The sequence below is a fragment of the Mesonia mobilis DSM 19841 genome, assembly GCF_000423405.1.
Lineage (GTDB): Bacteria > Bacteroidota > Bacteroidia > Flavobacteriales > Flavobacteriaceae > Mesonia > Mesonia mobilis.
Window position 1 is genome coordinate 1 of the sequence record NZ_AUHX01000015.1, and the last position, 16452, is coordinate 16452.

General features: G+C 31.6%; 18 protein-coding genes. 16 read left to right on the forward strand and 2 right to left on the reverse strand.

Annotated elements, in window-relative coordinates; genetic code table 11:
• Window positions 1-485 precede the first annotated feature (485 nt).
• Complete coding sequence (locus G551_RS0110925; RefSeq protein ID WP_027885615.1) at window positions 486-1763, reverse strand: OmpA family protein; 1278 nt, start codon at window positions 1761-1763, stop codon at window positions 486-488.
• 221 nt (window positions 1764-1984) lie between these two features.
• Here G551_RS0110925 and G551_RS15730 point away from each other — a divergent pair, with 221 nt between their 5' ends.
• The 16 genes from G551_RS15730 to G551_RS0111010 all read left to right on the forward strand — a co-directional run bounded on the left by G551_RS15730 (window position 1985) and on the right by G551_RS0111010 (window position 16207).
• Entirely contained in the window at window positions 1985-2785 is an 801-nt protein-coding gene (locus G551_RS15730; protein WP_027885616.1) for an oligosaccharide flippase family protein, read from the forward strand.
• A 12-nt stretch (window positions 2786-2797) separates the two neighbouring features.
• Window positions 2798-2995, forward strand: coding sequence for a hypothetical protein (locus tag G551_RS0110935; protein ID WP_027885617.1), 198 nt, complete (start codon window positions 2798-2800; stop codon window positions 2993-2995).
• Between the two features lie 14 nt (window positions 2996-3009).
• A complete protein-coding gene (locus G551_RS0110940; protein WP_027885618.1) occupies window positions 3010-4503 on the forward strand; it encodes an oligosaccharide flippase family protein in 1494 nt (497 codons plus the stop codon).
• Window positions 4500-5498, forward strand: coding sequence for a glycosyltransferase family 2 protein (locus tag G551_RS0110945; protein WP_027885619.1), 999 nt, complete (start codon window positions 4500-4502; stop codon window positions 5496-5498). The genes G551_RS0110940 and G551_RS0110945 overlap by 4 nt, the downstream gene beginning before the upstream one ends.
• Window positions 5495-6403 (forward strand): acyltransferase family protein, encoded by a 909-nt coding sequence (locus tag G551_RS0110950; protein ID WP_027885620.1) that lies wholly within the window; start codon window positions 5495-5497, stop codon window positions 6401-6403. Before G551_RS0110945 ends, G551_RS0110950 begins: the two co-directional genes overlap by 4 nt.
• Window positions 6404-6520: 117 nt before the next feature.
• On the forward strand, window positions 6521-7618 hold the full coding sequence (locus tag G551_RS0110960) for a glycosyltransferase family 4 protein (protein ID WP_027885621.1): 1098 nt from the start codon (window positions 6521-6523) through the stop codon (window positions 7616-7618).
• Complete coding sequence (locus tag G551_RS0110965; RefSeq protein ID WP_027885622.1) at window positions 7615-8718, forward strand: glycosyltransferase; 1104 nt, start codon at window positions 7615-7617, stop codon at window positions 8716-8718. Before G551_RS0110960 ends, G551_RS0110965 begins: the two co-directional genes overlap by 4 nt.
• A gap of 1 nt (window position 8719) precedes the next feature.
• Complete coding sequence (locus tag G551_RS0110970) at window positions 8720-9799, forward strand: EpsG family protein (RefSeq protein WP_027885623.1); 1080 nt, start codon at window positions 8720-8722, stop codon at window positions 9797-9799.
• Entirely contained in the window at window positions 9799-10674 is an 876-nt protein-coding gene (locus tag G551_RS0110975; RefSeq protein WP_027885624.1) for a glycosyltransferase family 2 protein, read from the forward strand. The genes G551_RS0110970 and G551_RS0110975 overlap by 1 nt, the downstream gene beginning before the upstream one ends.
• A 5-nt stretch (window positions 10675-10679) precedes the next feature.
• Window positions 10680-11240 carry an acyltransferase gene (locus G551_RS16730; RefSeq protein WP_027885625.1) on the forward strand — a complete coding sequence of 187 codons (561 nt, stop codon included), beginning with the start codon at window positions 10680-10682 and terminating at the stop codon, window positions 11238-11240.
• Between the two features lie 4 nt (window positions 11241-11244).
• A complete protein-coding gene (locus tag G551_RS0110985) occupies window positions 11245-12291 on the forward strand; it encodes a GNAT family N-acetyltransferase (RefSeq protein WP_027885626.1) in 1047 nt (348 codons plus the stop codon).
• Between the two features lie 2 nt (window positions 12292-12293).
• Window positions 12294-13247 carry a polysaccharide deacetylase family protein gene (locus G551_RS0110990; RefSeq protein ID WP_027885627.1) on the forward strand — a complete coding sequence of 318 codons (954 nt, stop codon included), beginning with the start codon at window positions 12294-12296 and terminating at the stop codon, window positions 13245-13247.
• Between the two features lie 2 nt (window positions 13248-13249).
• Window positions 13250-14422, forward strand: a complete 1173-nt coding sequence (locus tag G551_RS0110995; protein ID WP_027885628.1) for a glycosyltransferase family 4 protein — start codon at window positions 13250-13252, stop codon at window positions 14420-14422.
• 159 nt (window positions 14423-14581) lie between these two features.
• Window positions 14582-14908, forward strand: coding sequence for a GIY-YIG nuclease family protein (locus tag G551_RS0111000; RefSeq protein WP_027885629.1), 327 nt, complete (start codon window positions 14582-14584; stop codon window positions 14906-14908).
• A gap of 73 nt (window positions 14909-14981) precedes the next feature.
• A complete protein-coding gene (locus G551_RS0111005) occupies window positions 14982-15587 on the forward strand; it encodes a sugar transferase (RefSeq protein ID WP_027885630.1) in 606 nt (201 codons plus the stop codon).
• Window positions 15584-16207 carry an acetyltransferase gene (locus tag G551_RS0111010; RefSeq protein WP_027885631.1) on the forward strand — a complete coding sequence of 208 codons (624 nt, stop codon included), beginning with the start codon at window positions 15584-15586 and terminating at the stop codon, window positions 16205-16207. Before G551_RS0111005 ends, G551_RS0111010 begins: the two co-directional genes overlap by 4 nt.
• A 47-nt stretch (window positions 16208-16254) precedes the next feature.
• Here G551_RS0111010 and G551_RS0111015 read toward each other — a convergent pair whose 3' ends face one another.
• Window positions 16255-16449 carry a hypothetical protein gene (locus G551_RS0111015; RefSeq protein WP_027885632.1) on the reverse strand — a complete coding sequence of 65 codons (195 nt, stop codon included), beginning with the start codon at window positions 16447-16449 and terminating at the stop codon, window positions 16255-16257.
• Window positions 16450-16452 lie beyond the last annotated feature (3 nt).

Genomic DNA, 16452 nt, shown 5'->3' on the forward strand with positions numbered 1-16452 from the left:
TAATAATTAATTTCTGCGTCATTCTGAATTTATTTCAGAATCTCATATAATGCTAAAAATCAAAGCTTATCAGATGAGACCCTGAATCAAGTTCAGGGAGACGAAACATTTTATGATGCATTACGGACATTCAAAATGATATTCAATTAAATCTATTCTAAACTAATGTCTCAAGGAATATTTGCAAATATCATTTGTTCTTTTATCAATGTTTTTATGCTAGTAACCTACTATTTTCTATTAGTCTGGCAGAATAAGGTAAGAAGTGGTATTTGTCGGACTACTACAGTCTAATGATCATTGATTTTATCTCTAATTCTCTTCTTTACATTATGATTAAAAGAATCAGCTATTAAGCAATTCTAAAATAGGATTTAATATTGTGAGCTCTCAACTAATATCTAGTCTGATATTATATAATAAATAAAAAAGCCAAAACTTATCGTTTTGGCTTTTTTATTTATTATAAATTTTTATCTCAAATTTTATTTTAATTTGAAAGTAACTCTTCTTACCAATTGTCTAGCATCAGAAGAAGATTTGTCAACAGAATCATCAATCCCTTCACCTCTGTAGCTTAATCGAGATTCGTTAATACCTGATGCCACGATAATGTCATAAACTCTTTTAGCTCTGCGCTCAGAAAGTTGTTTGTTGTACTCCGCATTACCTAACTCGTCTGCATATCCCACTAAGTCAGCATTTGCGCTAGGGTTTTCGTGCATGTATCTTACCAAGTAATTAATAGCTTCGAAAGAATAGGTTTCAGGTTTGTCGCTGTTAAATTGGAAATATACATTTACATAACCATCGTTTAAAAGTTTTTTAATGCCCATGCTTCCTGAACCTCCTTCTTTTTGGAATTCTTCTTTAGAAGTATAGCGCTCATCTAAAGAGGATTCTATTTCATCTGGTATACCATTATTGTTTTTATCTACGGCAACTCCTTTAGAATCAACAGCTACACCATTCATTGTGTTTGGTTCTCTGTCTAAATAGTTGGGAACACCATCTTGATCTTCATCCATTAAATCGCTTTCTAGATCTGCAACTCTACCTTGAATCGAATCTAATTGGTTTCTTAGTTCAGTTTCTTCACTGTTATCTACCCAGTCTGCATGTTTTTCAGATTTCCCTAAATAGACCTGAAAACCAATTGAAGCGTTAACTAACATTCCGTCAAACCCTCTATTCGGAGTTTCAGTATTACCGTCCCAAGTGTAATCTTGGTTTACATTACCATAAAGGCTTAAATCTCCTACAAGCGCAAAATGATTTCCTAAGCGAATTTGTGGAGTTAATCCTACAGTGAAAACAGTCATGTAGTCTTCTTCATCGCTGTAAAAGGCATCTTCGTCTAATCGCATTTGAGCAAGACCTACGCCACCGTGACCTAATAGGTTAAAAGTATTCGTCCAGTCTCTAAACTTAAAAAGATTTCCTAAGTTAACTACTCCTTGAAGGCTTGCGTGATAGTATTGAGTTTGGAATTCAGGTACTTCATCTCCCTCATTAATATTATTGTAACCTGCATTCAATTTGAAACCGAATTTTTCGTTAATCATATAACGAACTCCTAAATCGGCATTCCAAGCACCAAAAGTAGGTGAGTAATAAAGGTCGGTATATGGTCTAGTAGGCTTATTTAAGCCTCCCATTACTTCAATCGACCAATGATTGTATTCTGTTTTAGTTTCTTCTTGCGCTTGGGCAGTAATCATTGTGCTAAGAGCGCAAATTAAAAATAGCGTAATTTTTTTCATAATATAGTAGTTTACTCCTAATTAGAGATTTGGGGTAAAGATAGAATACAAATTTCATATATAAAAAAAAACAGCTTGAATTATACTTTTTTTAATATTAAGAAAAAGTAGAGGCTTAAATATTACACGTGCATTTTAAATTCTTTTATAATTTAGTGATTATATAATTATTATTAGTTTTCTTTGAATTTTATATTTTATAAAGTTAATCTTAAAACGAATTGAAGAGTAGTTATAAAACGGATGCGGTTTCTGGAGTTAAATGGACGGGTCTTTCTTCTACAACTATAGCTGGTGGTAGCTTTTTGCTGATTCTATTACTTACTAGGATTTTAAGTAAAAGTGATTTTGGATTATTTGCCTTGGTAAACGTAGTGGTGGGCTTTTCAGCTGAGTTTGTTGATATTGGTATAAGTCAAGCTATCATTCAAAAATCAAAAATTACTTCTAAACAACTTTCTTCACTTTATTGGATAAATATTGGCTTAGCCATTTTGGTTTTTTTAGTAGTTTTCTTATCAAGTGGTTTAATTGCAGATTTCTATGAAAGTCCGCAATTAAGTTTGCTGCTAAAATGGATAAGTTTAAGTTTCTTGTTTACAGGTTTGGGAGCGCAGTTTCAAGCGCTTTTTCAGAAAGAAATGCTTTTTAAAAAAATGGCGGTAATAGATGTCATTGCTTTTATAGGTTATGTTGGTTCTACACTTTTATTGGCTTATCAAGGGTATGGTGTTTTTTCTTTAGTTTGGGGGAATTTAATTCGAAGTGCCTTAAAATCTCTTGTCTCGTTAGTTTGTGGATGGTCATTGCATCAGCCCAAATTATATTTTAACCTAAAAGAGGTAAAGTATTTTTTAAGTTTTGGCTCATTTAGAACAGGTTCTTTTTTGGTAAATTTTCTAAGCTCACAGTTAGACTCTATTTTAATCGGTAAATTTATAGGAGTTTCAGAATTAGGTGTTTATGATGTGTTTAATGAAGTGTCTAAAGGGCAGTCGTCTGTCTACAATATAGGTAATTGAAGTCCAGTGTAATTGTTAGACTTTATTAAAGCGTTTGAAATAGAAATAGGTAGAAAAGCTGATATGAAAATGTTATCTAAGCAACTTGCTGTTATGGAACAAACTTGGGCAGATACTACCGCCTTGAAAAGAGATTATGATTATAATTCAAGTTCGCCGATACAAAAATGTGTTCGTCATTTTGTAAACTGGTTTGAAAAATATTATTAAATTATTTTAAACACATGAGTCAAATAAAGAATGGTGCTTTATTGTCGTATTTAAATATTCTTATAACCACAATTATAGGTCTTTTTATTACTCCTTATATAATATCAAAATTAGGTGATTCGGAATATGGATTATATAGTTTAATAGGGTCTTTAATAGCATATTTTACCCTTGTAGATTTTGGTTTAGGAGATACTGTAATTAGGTTTGTCGCTAAGTTTAGGGTTAAAAAGCAAATTGATGAACAAGCTGAATTTCTGGGTACGGTATTGAAATTGTATTCTTTGATAACTTTAGTAATTATTATTCTGGGAGTTATATTGTATTTTAATTTAGAAGTGTTATTTGGGAAGGCTCTTAGTAGTGCTGAAATAAATAAAGGGAAATTAATGTTCATATTGTTTTTGTTTAATCTTGGTATATCGTTACCTGGCAATATATTTCTGGGTATTGCAAATGCTTATGAGCAATTCATATACACTCGTGGAGTTTTGATTATCAAATATTTAATAAGATCATTAGCTATTTTTGTTAGTTTGAACTATTTTGAAAGTGCTTTAGCTTTAGTAACAATAGATACCGTAATTAATATACTTTATTTATTAATAAATTTTCTATATGGACGTAATTATTTAAAAGTAACCTTTAAGTTTACTTCATTTAATATTGCCCAAGTAAAAGGTATATTTGGGTTTTCTATCTGGATGTTTATTTTGGGTTTAGTTAGTCAATTTCAATGGAAGGGAGGCCAAGTCATAGTGGGGATGAGGGGAGGCTCTGAAATGGTAGCTATATATGCTATTGGAATTTTACTAGGAACTTATTATGGCTCTTTTTCATCAGCGGTTTCATCCTTATTCTTACCCAAAGCTACTAAAATGGTAGTGAACCTCGAATCTAATGAAAATTTAACTACTGTTTTTGTTAAAATAGGGAGGTTGACTTGTGTAGTTCTTCTTTTAATTCTTGGTGGCTTCTATCTCTTTGGTAAAGATTTTATTGTTTTGTGGTTAGATGAAGGCTATTTGCCAGCATACAGAATCGCAATGCTTATTATGGTTGCCTATACAATACCTTTGACCCAAACATTTGCTACCTCCGTATTAGAGGCTAAAAATAAAATTCACTATAAATCAATTACTTATTTGATAGTTATTCCAATGGGTACTTTGTTGGGATATTTTTTTTATCCAATGTTTGGCATTTATGGAGTCATAAGTTGTATATGTTTATTTTGGCTTATAGGTGTAGCTATTTTAAATTATTTCTATATTAGAATTCTTGGTTTAAATATTGGCACTTTTTTTTGGAACTGTTTTCAAGCTTTAATACCATTAATACTTCTTTTGTTAATTTTTAAATATGTTGATTCCAATTTAAACTATTCTAATAGTTGGTTAATTCTTACTTTAAAATGTTTAGTCTTCTTTTTCAGTTTTGTAGTGTTTTATTATATATTGTTTTTTAACAAATTTGAAAAAGGGATCGTGAAAAAACTCTTGAAATGAAATTAAGTATCGTTATAGCTGCCTACAATGTTGATAAATTTATTGAGAAATGCATTTTATCCTGCATGTCGCAAAATTACCCCACAAAAAATTATGAGGTTGTTTGCGTGAACGACGGCTCTACGGATAATACCTCTGCAATATTAGATAAATACAGAAATAAATATTCTAACTTTACTTTAATAACCCAAACCAATCAAGGTTTGGGGGGGGCTAGAAATATTGGATTAAAACAAGCTAAGGGAGATTTTATTTGGTTTATAGATGGCGATGATTATATAGAAATAGAAATCTTAACTGAAATTATAAAGAAAATTGACGATTTTAATTTAGATACATTAGTATTGAATTATAACATTGTCCAGTCCGACAACCAATTGTTTAAGCATGGGGCCAATGATGTAAAAATTGACAATAGTACTATTACAGGGAGCAAATTTTATAGATTTAATTTCTCAAAAAGTTATTCTTGGAGCTTTGTGTTTAAAAAATCATTATTTGATAATCATCATATTCTTTTTAAAGAAGGGATAAATATGCAGGATTCTGAGATATTACCAAGATTATTAACAAATGTTGAGAGGCTTTCATTTTTGAAAAGGCCTTGTTATAATTACGTGCAACATCCTAACTCATTTACAAATTCAAATGATGGCGATAAACGTTTAAATTATTTTAAATCTATTATTGTGGTAAGTAATTCCCTAAAAGAATTTTTAAAGACAGAGGTAAAAGGTAATAATGATTTAAAATTTGGATTGATAAAAAAAACGGAAATGTTACATCAAATTGTTTTTAATCACCTTGTTTATTTTACATATGATAGAGAAACGCTTTTCAAGGTTATAAATTTGCTTAAATCTAATGGGTTTTATCCTTTAAGATATAATGCTAAAAGAAAAAATAAGATTTTTAAGATAGGTTTAAATAATTTTCCTTTTTTGATGAATGATGTTTTGAATTTTTTATTTAGACTAAAGCATTATAGAAGATGATAGTATCTAGACAAAAATCAAATCAACTTAAATCTATCGCAATCTTGATGATGTTGTGCTTGCATTTGTTTAATAGAAATTATTCAGGACTATTCCAACCTTTAATTTTTATGGGTAATCAACCTTTATCCTATTATATATCTATATTTTCAGATGCGTGTGTTCCTATTTTTGCGTTCATTAGTGGATACGGTCTATATTTTAGTTATATAAATAATCCAAAAGGTTATTATAAAAAGAATATTGGAAGAATTAAACAATTATACCTTCGCTATTGGATTATAATTTTATTATTTGTCGTTTTATTGGGATGGTTTGTAACAGAGCCGGGCTATCCAGGGGATTTGCGGAAATTTATTTTAAATCTTACGGGTTTAAGACCTTCCTACAATGGTGCATGGTGGTTTTTTACCATCTATATTTTATTTGTTTTCACTTCTAAGTTTTGGTTTAGATTAATTGATAGGTTAAATCCATATTTTTTTATTAGCGGCTTATTACTTATTTATATAGTTGCATTTTATTTCAGAATATATAAAACCAATATTTTTCACAATGCTATTTTACATTGGTTCCAGACGCAGATCGCTTTGTATTTTTGCACGCTTTTTCAGTTTATGTTAGGTGCTTTTGCCTTAAAATATCAATGGCATAATAAAGTATCCATACTTTTTGATAAAATTAGGTTTGTTAATCTATGGTCTTTTATAGGAATACTTGGTTTGATTATTCTTCATGGATTAGTGCCTAATTTTATTATAGCCCCTATAACTGCATTAGGCTTTATATTTCTATTTCTTCAAATTCAGCTAGGCAAATTTTTTGAGAAAGGTTTAAGCTTTTTTACGCCTCATTCTACAAATCTCTGGTTAATTCATATGTTTTTTCTATATGGTTTATTTTGAGGAGATTATCTATGTACCGCAATATCCTATATTAATTTTTATTTGGCTAGTTTTATGGTGTCTGGCTGCCTCATTATTAGTTAATTTGATTTATAATAAAGTATACAGTTATATTAAATGAAATTACTCTACATTACAAACGGAATAAACGGAGCTGGAGGCTTAGAACGCGTGCTTTCTATTAAGGCTTCTTATCTTGCACAGCATTATAATTATGAGGTTAGTATATTATCTTTAAATGATAATCATATCAACCCTTTCTATGAGTTTTCAGATAAAATAAAAATGCTAAGTATTACTGTGGATGGAAATCCATTTCAATATATAAAAGCTTATAAAAAAGGAATAACTCAAACCGTTAATCAAATGAAACCCGACGTGATTTCGGTTTGTGATGACGGATTAAAAGCATACTTCATTCCAAAAATAATTTCTAAAAGAATTCCTCTTATCTATGAGCGGCACGTATCCAAAGAAATAGAAATGCGAGATGATTATAGTTTTATTAAGAAAACTATAATTAAATCAAAGTGGAGGCTCATGGAACGTATGGCGAAGTCATATCGAAAATACGTTGTACTTACGGAAGGAAACAAGAAAGAATGGAAGGGTCTAAAGAATCTAGAGGTCATCGCGAATCCAGTTTCTTTTTACCCAAACGAAAAGTCCAGTTTATTACAAAAACAAGTAATATGTGTGGGAAAACAATCTTATCAAAAAGGACAAGATCTGGTAATTAGGGCATGGGAAAAAGTGAATCAAATACATCCTGATTGGAATTTGGTACTTTACGGCAAATTAGAACCTTCCTTAAATTTAGATAAAATACGGCGCAATTTGAATCTAGAAGATTCTGTTTTTTTTTATAAACCGGAAAAAGATATCCAAGCTAAATACTTGGATTCGTCCATATATGTGATGTCTTCACGATTCGAAGGGTTTGGAATGGTTTTGGTCGAAGCTATGGCTTGTGGGGTTCCCTGTGTGAGTTTTGATTGTAATTATGGACCCTCAGATATCATACAAGATGGAAAAGATGGTTATGTAGTTGAAAATGGAAATATTGAAAAATTAAGCTTAAAACTTCTGAAATTAATCGAAGATAAAGATCTACGAATTGAAATGGGGGCTCAAGCTAAACAAAATGTCAAAAGATATCTTCCTGAAATTATTGTTAGCCAATGGGATGAATTATTTAAAAGTTTGGTGTCTTGAAAATACTTTATCTTACCAATCAGTTTTATCTTCATGGTGGTATCGAAAAGATATTGAGTCAAAAAATCAATTATCTACTCGATGCTGGTTATGAAGTAGTTTTATGTACAAGTGAACATCAAAATAGAGAATATGTTTACCCTTTAAATAAAAGATTAAAACACATTGATTTAAAAGTGGATTATATACGGAATAAAAGTTATTTCCATCCTAAAAATCTTATAAAATCTTGGGTACATTTTAGAAGATTAAAAAAGATAATCCACCATGAACAACCAGATGTGATTATATCAGTAAACTATACGCCAGAGCAGTACTTTATACCTTTTATAGAAAAGAAGATTCCTAAAGTCAAAGAGTTTCATTCTTCTGGAGATACCTTATATTTTAAGAACAATTTAATTGGGATGTTAAAAAAACAATTATTTAGTTTATTTAATTATTATCACTGTTTAGTAGTATTGAATCCAGATGAAATAAAGTACTACCCTTTTTCAAATATAAAAGTTATACCTAACTTTATAAATTTAGAGAAAGGTTTTAAAATAGAACCCACCAAACAAAAAATAATCCTGGCAGCGGGGAGAATAGCCCCTGTAAAACAATTTGATCATTTAATAGCAGTGTGGGCAAGGATAGGTTCTTACTTTCCCGACTGGCAGGTAAAGATTTTTGGAGAAGGGGACGTGATCTTAACAAATGAACTCAAACATCAGATTAATAGTTTAAAAGTGAATAATATTCAATTGATGGGTTCAACTAATCAGTTAGATAAAGAGATGCAAAACGCTTCTGTCTATGCGATGACTTCGGCTAATGAATGTTTTCCCATGGTTTTATTGGAGGCCCAAGCCGCAGCAATTTCAATTATAGCTTACGATTGTCCAAATGGACCACGAAATATCCTTGAAAATGATTTGTCGGGTATCTTAACGCAACCCAACTCGATTCCAGATTTTGCTGCAAGTCTCAAGCGGTTGCTAAAAGATGAGAACCTAAGATTGGAAATGGGGGCTCGTGCGGTTAAACAAGTGAAGCAATTTAGCCCAGAGAATGTGATGGGTATGTGGGAAGATTTATTTAAAGATTTAAACAAATAATATGTTTGACTGGATTCCATTAGAACTCTATTCTCCGATATACTATTATATCCTTTTAGGAATAGTGCTAATGATTTTAGTAGATTCTCATCTAAATCGTATACCTAGAAATGATAAGATGCAGCGCTTTGGATTTTTACTAATTATATTTTTAGTATTATATATGGGTTTTCGACCCATAAGTGGTAGGTATTTTGGCGATACCAGTACCTATGCGTCTATTTTTAATAATTATTTTAATGGCGCTGATATTACATCTGATAAGGATTTTTTATTTCATAATTTAATGAAAATCAGTTCTTATGTTATAAATGTACATTTTTTCTTTTTTTTATGCGCACTATTATATGTAGTACCATTATACTTGGTCTGTAAAAAATGGTTTAAGGACTTATGGTTCTTTGGTTTCCTATTTTTAATTACGGCTTTTTCCTTTTGGGCAGCAGGAACAAACGGGATAAGAAATGGAATAGCTGGTTCTTTATTGTTATTAGGAATTTCGAAGGAAAAAAGAATCATCCAAACTTTATGGATTATTTTAGCTGTAAGTGTTCATAAATCTATGCTTTTACCTACTGCGGGATTTATATTGGCTCAATTTTTTAACCAACCCAAAAAGATGATTTTCTTTTGGGCGCTGTGTATTCCTATATCCTTATTGGCTGGAGGGGCTTTTGAAACCTTTTTCGGTTCTTTAGGCTTCGATGATCGATTAAGTTATTTAACCGAAGGCAATGTCAATGATGACGACTTTAGTAGTACTGGTTTTCGATGGGACTTTGTATTATATAGTGCTACGGCTATATACGCAGGATGGTATTATATTGTTAAAAAAGGCTTCCATGATCAAGTTTATTATTGGTTGTTTAATACTTATATTTTTGCCAATGCTTTTTGGATTTTGGTCATTCGAGCTAATTTTTCCAATCGTTTTGCTTATCTCTCATGGTTTATGATTGGATTAGTAATTATTTATCCCCTATTGAAGGAGAATATTTTAAATAATCAATATAAAAAAGTGGGTTTTGTGTTAGTTTTGCAATTTGCATTTACCTTTTTTATGAATGTTATGTTAAGCTAATGAAAAGTATTACCGTTTTTACACCTACCTATAATAGAGCTTATTTACTGCCTCGTTTATACGAAAGTTTATGTAGACAAACCTGTACTGATTTCTTGTGGTTAGTTATAGACGATGGATCTAAAGATGATACTGCGCAGTTAATCCAAAGTTGGAAATTAGATAATAAAATAGAAATTCATTATGTTTATAAAGAAAATGGGGGCATGCATACGGGGCATAATTTAGCTCTTAAGCTAATAAATACTGAGTTAAATGTGTGTATTGATTCAGATGATTATTTGACAGACCAAGCGATTGAAATTGTTATTGATTTTTGGAATAAAAATAAGGATGAGGGTCTTGCAGGAATTTTGGGGCTTAATAGCTACAGTAATGGCAAAATAGTTAGTAGCAATTTATTCCCTGAAGAAATTAAACAAGGTAAATACACACAGTTGAAAAGTAAATATAATATTGTAAATGATGTTAAATTCGTATACTCAACAAAAATAATTCGTAAATATCCAGACTATCCTACTTTTGAAAATGAAAAGTTCGTTCCTCTTGGTTATAAGTATGGTTTAATTGATAAAAAATATGATATGTTATTTTTAAACAAAGTTCTTTGTATTGTAGAATATATGCCGGATGGATCTACTTTAAACATGTTCAAACAATATTATAAAAATCCCAATGGATTCTCTTTCAGTCGTAAACAATCATTAAAATCTATATATACTATAAAAGAAAAATTTATACTTGCCATTCATCTGGTGGCTGAATCAATTTTAGCGAAACAAAATTTTTTCAAAGATAATAATCAGAAGGTTTTGACTGCATTGTCCCTTCCGTTTGGATTAATTCTCTATATCTTTATTTTGATAAAAAAGTAAAATTCATGGCGAAAGGTTCAGTATTTCATCGGTTTAAGAATATTATTAATTTCTTTGTTTGGCTTGATTCTTTTCTTCCAGACAGTATTAATAAATTTATACTAATTCTTTTTCGAAATATACCTTTCAAGTTAGGAGTTTTAATAAGATATATTTTACTTAGAAACCTATCTATTTCTTGTGGTGATAATGTTATAATTTATGAAGGTGTGATTTTTGACGCTATAGAGATGATGAGTTTTGGTAATAATGTTTCTATAAACCCTAATTGCTATTTAGCTGGAGAAATAACAATTGGAAGTAATGTATCTATAGCTCACACGTCTGCTTTTCATAGTTTTAATCATACTTGGAGTGACACTAATTTACCTATAAACGAAAACCCTTTATATTCGAACAGAATAGTCATTGAGAATGATATTTGGATAGCCTGTAATTGTGTAATTTTATCTGGTGTTAGACTCCATACAAGAACTGTAGTAGCTGCAGGTGCTATTGTAACAAAATCTTATCCAGGCTGTTCATTATTAGGAGGTAATCCTGCGCGTATAATAAAAAATATCTAAGTTTATGAAAACATTTGATATAAAGAATATTTCTTACAAAACACTTCCATATTTTCAAGCTTGTTTTAATAGTAACGGAAGTAAAAAAAGCATTAATAAGGTAGAATGGCAGTTTTTAGAAAATCCCATCAATAAACAATTTGTAAACATTGCGATTGATACAAAAAAGGATAAGACTGCCGCCATTTATGCTATATCTCCGTTGAAATTTAAGCTTAACAATAGATTATTGCTAGGTTCTCAATCCTTAGATACTATGACTGATAAAAATTATAGAGGTCAAGGACTTTTTATAAACTTAGCCAATAGTGTGTATAAAAAAGCACAGGAGGGCAATGTCAAGTTAGTTTATGGGTTTCCAAACGGAAATTCTATTTATGGTTTTAAAAAAAAACTAAAATGGCAAGTCTTAGACCCTGTGCCATTTCTTATCAAACCTCTAAAAACAAAATATTTTACAAAACGTTTTCCATTTTTAACTTTAATACCCAATTTGAGTTTGAGCTTTTCAAAATTTAAACCTTCTAAAGCTTATAAGTTGGATTTTAAGAATGAATTTCCAATGGAGGTTAACAATATTTGGAAAATTTTTTCAAAGGATATCCTTGTTGCTGTTAATAGGGATAAAGAGTATTTGGACTGGAGATATATAACAAAACCTAATGAAGTGTATAAAATACTACATTGTTTTTCTAATACCGGAGAATATTTAGGCTTTATCGTATATACTATAAAAGGTAAACATGGGGGTAAGATTGGATATATTATGGAACTTATTTATGATTTAAGTAATCCATTTGCTGCAAAACAACTTTTAGGAAAAGCAATTTCAGAAATCAAGCAACAAAATGCAGATTGCATTTTATCTTGGTGTTTAGAACATTCTCCAAATTATAAGATTTTTAAAGGTAAAAATTTCTTTAAAATGCCAGAAAAATTGAGACCAATAGAGTTGCATTTTGGTGCAAGAGCATTTGATGAAAAACTCAACGATTTGGTTTTAAATCGCAAAAACTGGTATTTGAGTTATTCAGATTCAGATACAGTTTAATTATGGAAGGTGGTAAATTGGTAATCTCCCTTGATTTTGAATTGCATTGGGGTGGAGTAGAAAAGTGGAAGATAGAAGAAAAGCACCAATATTTTTCAGATACTATTCAATTTATTCCAGAGCTTTTGGAAATTTTTAAGGTGAATTCCATTAGAGCTACTTGGGCTACGGTTGGGTTTTTATTTGCGGACGATAAAAAACAATTATTGGACTTTTCTCCAGATCTTATCCCCTCTTACAAGCGGAAAGAATTGTCTTATTATAATATTTTTAAGAGCCTTGGAAATAATGAAGTTATGGATCCTTTTCACTTTGCACCAACTTTGATTAGTCTCATTTTAAATACTCCAGGACAAGAATTGGCTTCGCATACTTTTTCTCATTATTATTGTAACGAAAAGGGACAAACAATTGAGCAATTCCAAGCGGATTTAGAAGCTGCTCAGCACATCGCTGAAAAGAACTATGGCGTTACCTTAAAATCTTTGATATTTCCTAGAAACCAGTTTAATGAAAACTATTTAGAAATTGCTAAAAAAAATGGAATTCAAGTGGTTCGGTCAAATCCAGATGTTTGGTTTTGGAAAAGAAACTATGGAAAGTTAGCCCCTGTTTTTAGGGCTTTAGATACACTAATACCAATTAGTAGGTCACTATGCTTTTCATTAATAAAAGAACAAAGTGGATTAATACACTTACCTGCTAGCCGATTTTTTAGACCTTATAAGGAAAGTGAAAAGAAGATTCAAAGGTATAAAATAAATAGAATTAAAAGCGAGATGACCTATGCAGCCAAAAATAACAAGATCTATCATTTATGGTGGCATCCTCATAATTTTGGAGAGGATATTCAAAATAATAAAACACAATTATTAGAATTAATTAAGCATTTTAAAGTACTAAAGGAGAAATATAATTTCACCTCTACAAATATGATTGATTTTATCAACGAGTAATAATGTCCAAACCTAAACTCATTCGCATCACCACAGTACCGCTTTCTTTAGAAAAATTGTTGGAAGGACAATTAAACTATATGCAAGAGCATTTTGAGGTTACAGCTATTGCTGCAGATGAGTCTAGGCTAAGAGTATTCGGTAAGAAAAATAGACTTAAAGTTTTTCCTTTAGAAATGACGCGGCAAATTACCCCTTGGGCAGATCTAAATGCCTTGGTCAGGTTGGTGTATTTTTTAAAAAAAGAACGTCCACAAATAGTGCATACACATACGCCTAAAGCTGGAATCGTAGGCATGTTGGCGGCAAAAATAACGGGAGTGCCACATCGTTTACATACAGTAGCGGGTTTACCCCTAATGGAAGCGACAGGTAAAAAGCGTTGGTTGCTAAATAAAGTGGAGAAACTTACCTATTTCTGCGCAACAAAAGTTTATCCTAACTCGCAAGGCTTATTTGATTTTATCGAAAAAGAAGGATTTACGTCAACCGAAAAATTGAAAATTATAGGGCAGGGGAGTTCTAATGGAATTGATACGTCTCATTTTAACCCAGACTTGTTTAGTCGAACTCAAAAAACAAGCTTACGTCATGACTTAAATATTAAAGAGGATGACTTTGTTTTTGTATTCGTGGGGCGTTTAGTAGGAGATAAAGGCATAAATGAATTAGTAGAAGCTTTCAATAATTCAAAATTCAAAATTCAAAATTCAAAACTATTATTGGTGGGGCCTCAAGAACCTGACCTAGATCCCCTACAACCCTCAACTTTACAAGAAATTGACAAAAACCCGAATATCATTTCGGTAGGTTACCAGGAAGATGTACGTCCGTATTTTGCTCTTAGCGATGCGTTGGTTTTTCCTAGTTATAGAGAGGGATTCCCTAATGTGGTGATGCAAGCGGGTGCTATGGGTTTACCTTGTATTGTAAGTGATATTAATGGTTGCAACGAGATTATAGTGGAAGGAGAGAACGGACTCATTATTCCTTCCAAAAATAGAGAAGAATTACAAAAAGCAATGAGACTTTTAGCCGATGATCGAGATATATACACCCAGCTTCAGAAAAATGCTCGTAAAATGATTATAAGACGGTACCAAAGAGAAGAGGTTTGGCAAGCTTTGTTAGAAGAGTATCAAACTTTATTAAAAGAGAAAGGACTGGGAGAATAGGGAATAAAGACTAGTGATTAGGAACTAGAGATTAGGAACTAGAGATTAGGGACTAGGAGAATTGAATAAAATATGAAAACACATAAGGATTTAGAGGTTTGGAAGAAAGAAAAGCCTTGTCATGCTGAACTTGTTTCAGCATCTAAATAAAATAGATCTATGCCCCAACGAACATACCACAATTATACGGTATATATTTTAACAAATAAACCTAAAGGTGTATTGTATATCGGTGTAACTGGAGGAATAGATGATAGAATGGAACGTCATATAGAAGGCAAGGCTAGTCAGTTTACTTCGAAATATAAACTAAAGCGCTTAGTGTATGTTGAAGAATTTCAATATATTGAAGATGCTATAGCCAGAGAAAAAAAACTAAAAAACTGGCATCGGCAATGGAAGATTAATTTAATAGAGCAAGAAAATCCTGAATGGAAAGATTTATATAAACCTTTAGCGACAGATCCTGAAACAAGTTCAGGATGACAAATGCTTATTATCCAATAGTTCCTGCCTTTCGGTAGAAAGGTTTATTTTAGCATTTTAGACTTTTTTAACAATGTACACTAACATCATAAAACCTTTAACCGATTTCCTAGCTGCGTTCATCGGTTTACTTTTATTGAGTCCTATTTTTATACTAGTGACTATAGGTTTGTTTTTTGCGAATAACGGTCAACCCTTTTTCTTTCAAGTTCGACCTGGTAAACATGAGCAGCTTTTTAAAATCATCAAATTTAAAACGATGAATGATAGGAGAGATAAGGAAGGGAAGTTGCTTCCAGATGCTCAACGTTTAACTTCTATAGGGAAATTTGTACGCAAAACTTCTTTAGATGAACTGCCACAGCTAATCAATGTATTAAAAGGAGAGATGAGCATAGTGGGACCTCGACCGCTATTGCCGGAATATTTATCTTTATATAATGAAGAGCAAAAAAAACGACATGCAGTAAAACCCGGAATCACGGGTTGGGCACAAGTCAATGGGCGTAATGCCATTTCTTGGAAAGATAAATTTCAGTTTGATGTATGGTATGTAGAAAATCAGTCTTTTGGGTTAGATTTAAAAATCTTATTTTTAACGGTAAAAAAAGTGTTCAGGTCTGAAGGAATTAATACTGCAGGTCAGGCAACTACCGAACCGTTTAAAGGTAATTTATGAATGCACTTACAATATATGGGGCAAATGGACATGCGAAAGTGGTTGGAGAAGCTTTTTTGTCACAATTCCCTAAAGGTAAAATTAATTTTTATGATGATGATACTACTAAGGTTAGTTGTTTAGAAATTAAAGTAAATCACGATACAGCCCATATACATGCACACGAAAATTCACTAATTATCGCTGTAGGTAATAATCAAGTACGTAAATCAATTGTAGAGAAACTTGGCGGAAGAATAAATAATATTGTATTTATAGACTCTCTTCGACATCCTGCAGCTCATATTTCTCGATCTGCTCAGCTTGGGTTTGGTACTTTAATTGCGGCAAAAGCGGTTGTCAATGCTGAAGCAATTATTGGCCAACATGTCATCGTAAATACAGCATCTATAGTGGAGCATGATTGTAAGATTGAGGATTTTGTTCATATAGGTCCGGGAGCTTTATTAGCGGGTAATGTAGAAGTAGGAGAGGGAACATTTGTTGGTTTAGGAGCAAAAGTAATACAGGGTGTAAAAATAGGAAAGTGGTGTACAATTGGAGCAGGATGTGTTGTGCTCCATGATATTCCTGATGGGGCAACTGTAGTTGGAATACCCGGAAAAATAATAACCAAATAAAAAAAGCTACTTCAACTGAAGTAGCTTTTTTTTCTTAAAAAGAAATCTTATTTCTTTTTAAGTTTAGAGATCCCTAAAGAACCGCCGGCGATCATGAGCAGCCATAAAAGTCCGTTAATAGGAGCTGCAACTTCATCATCAACATCAGGTTCAAAACCAATTTGAGCTTTCATTGTGCTCGTGATCAATACCAATGCTACTAAGGCAAGAACGATTTTAAATTTATATGAAAATTTTAGCATAGC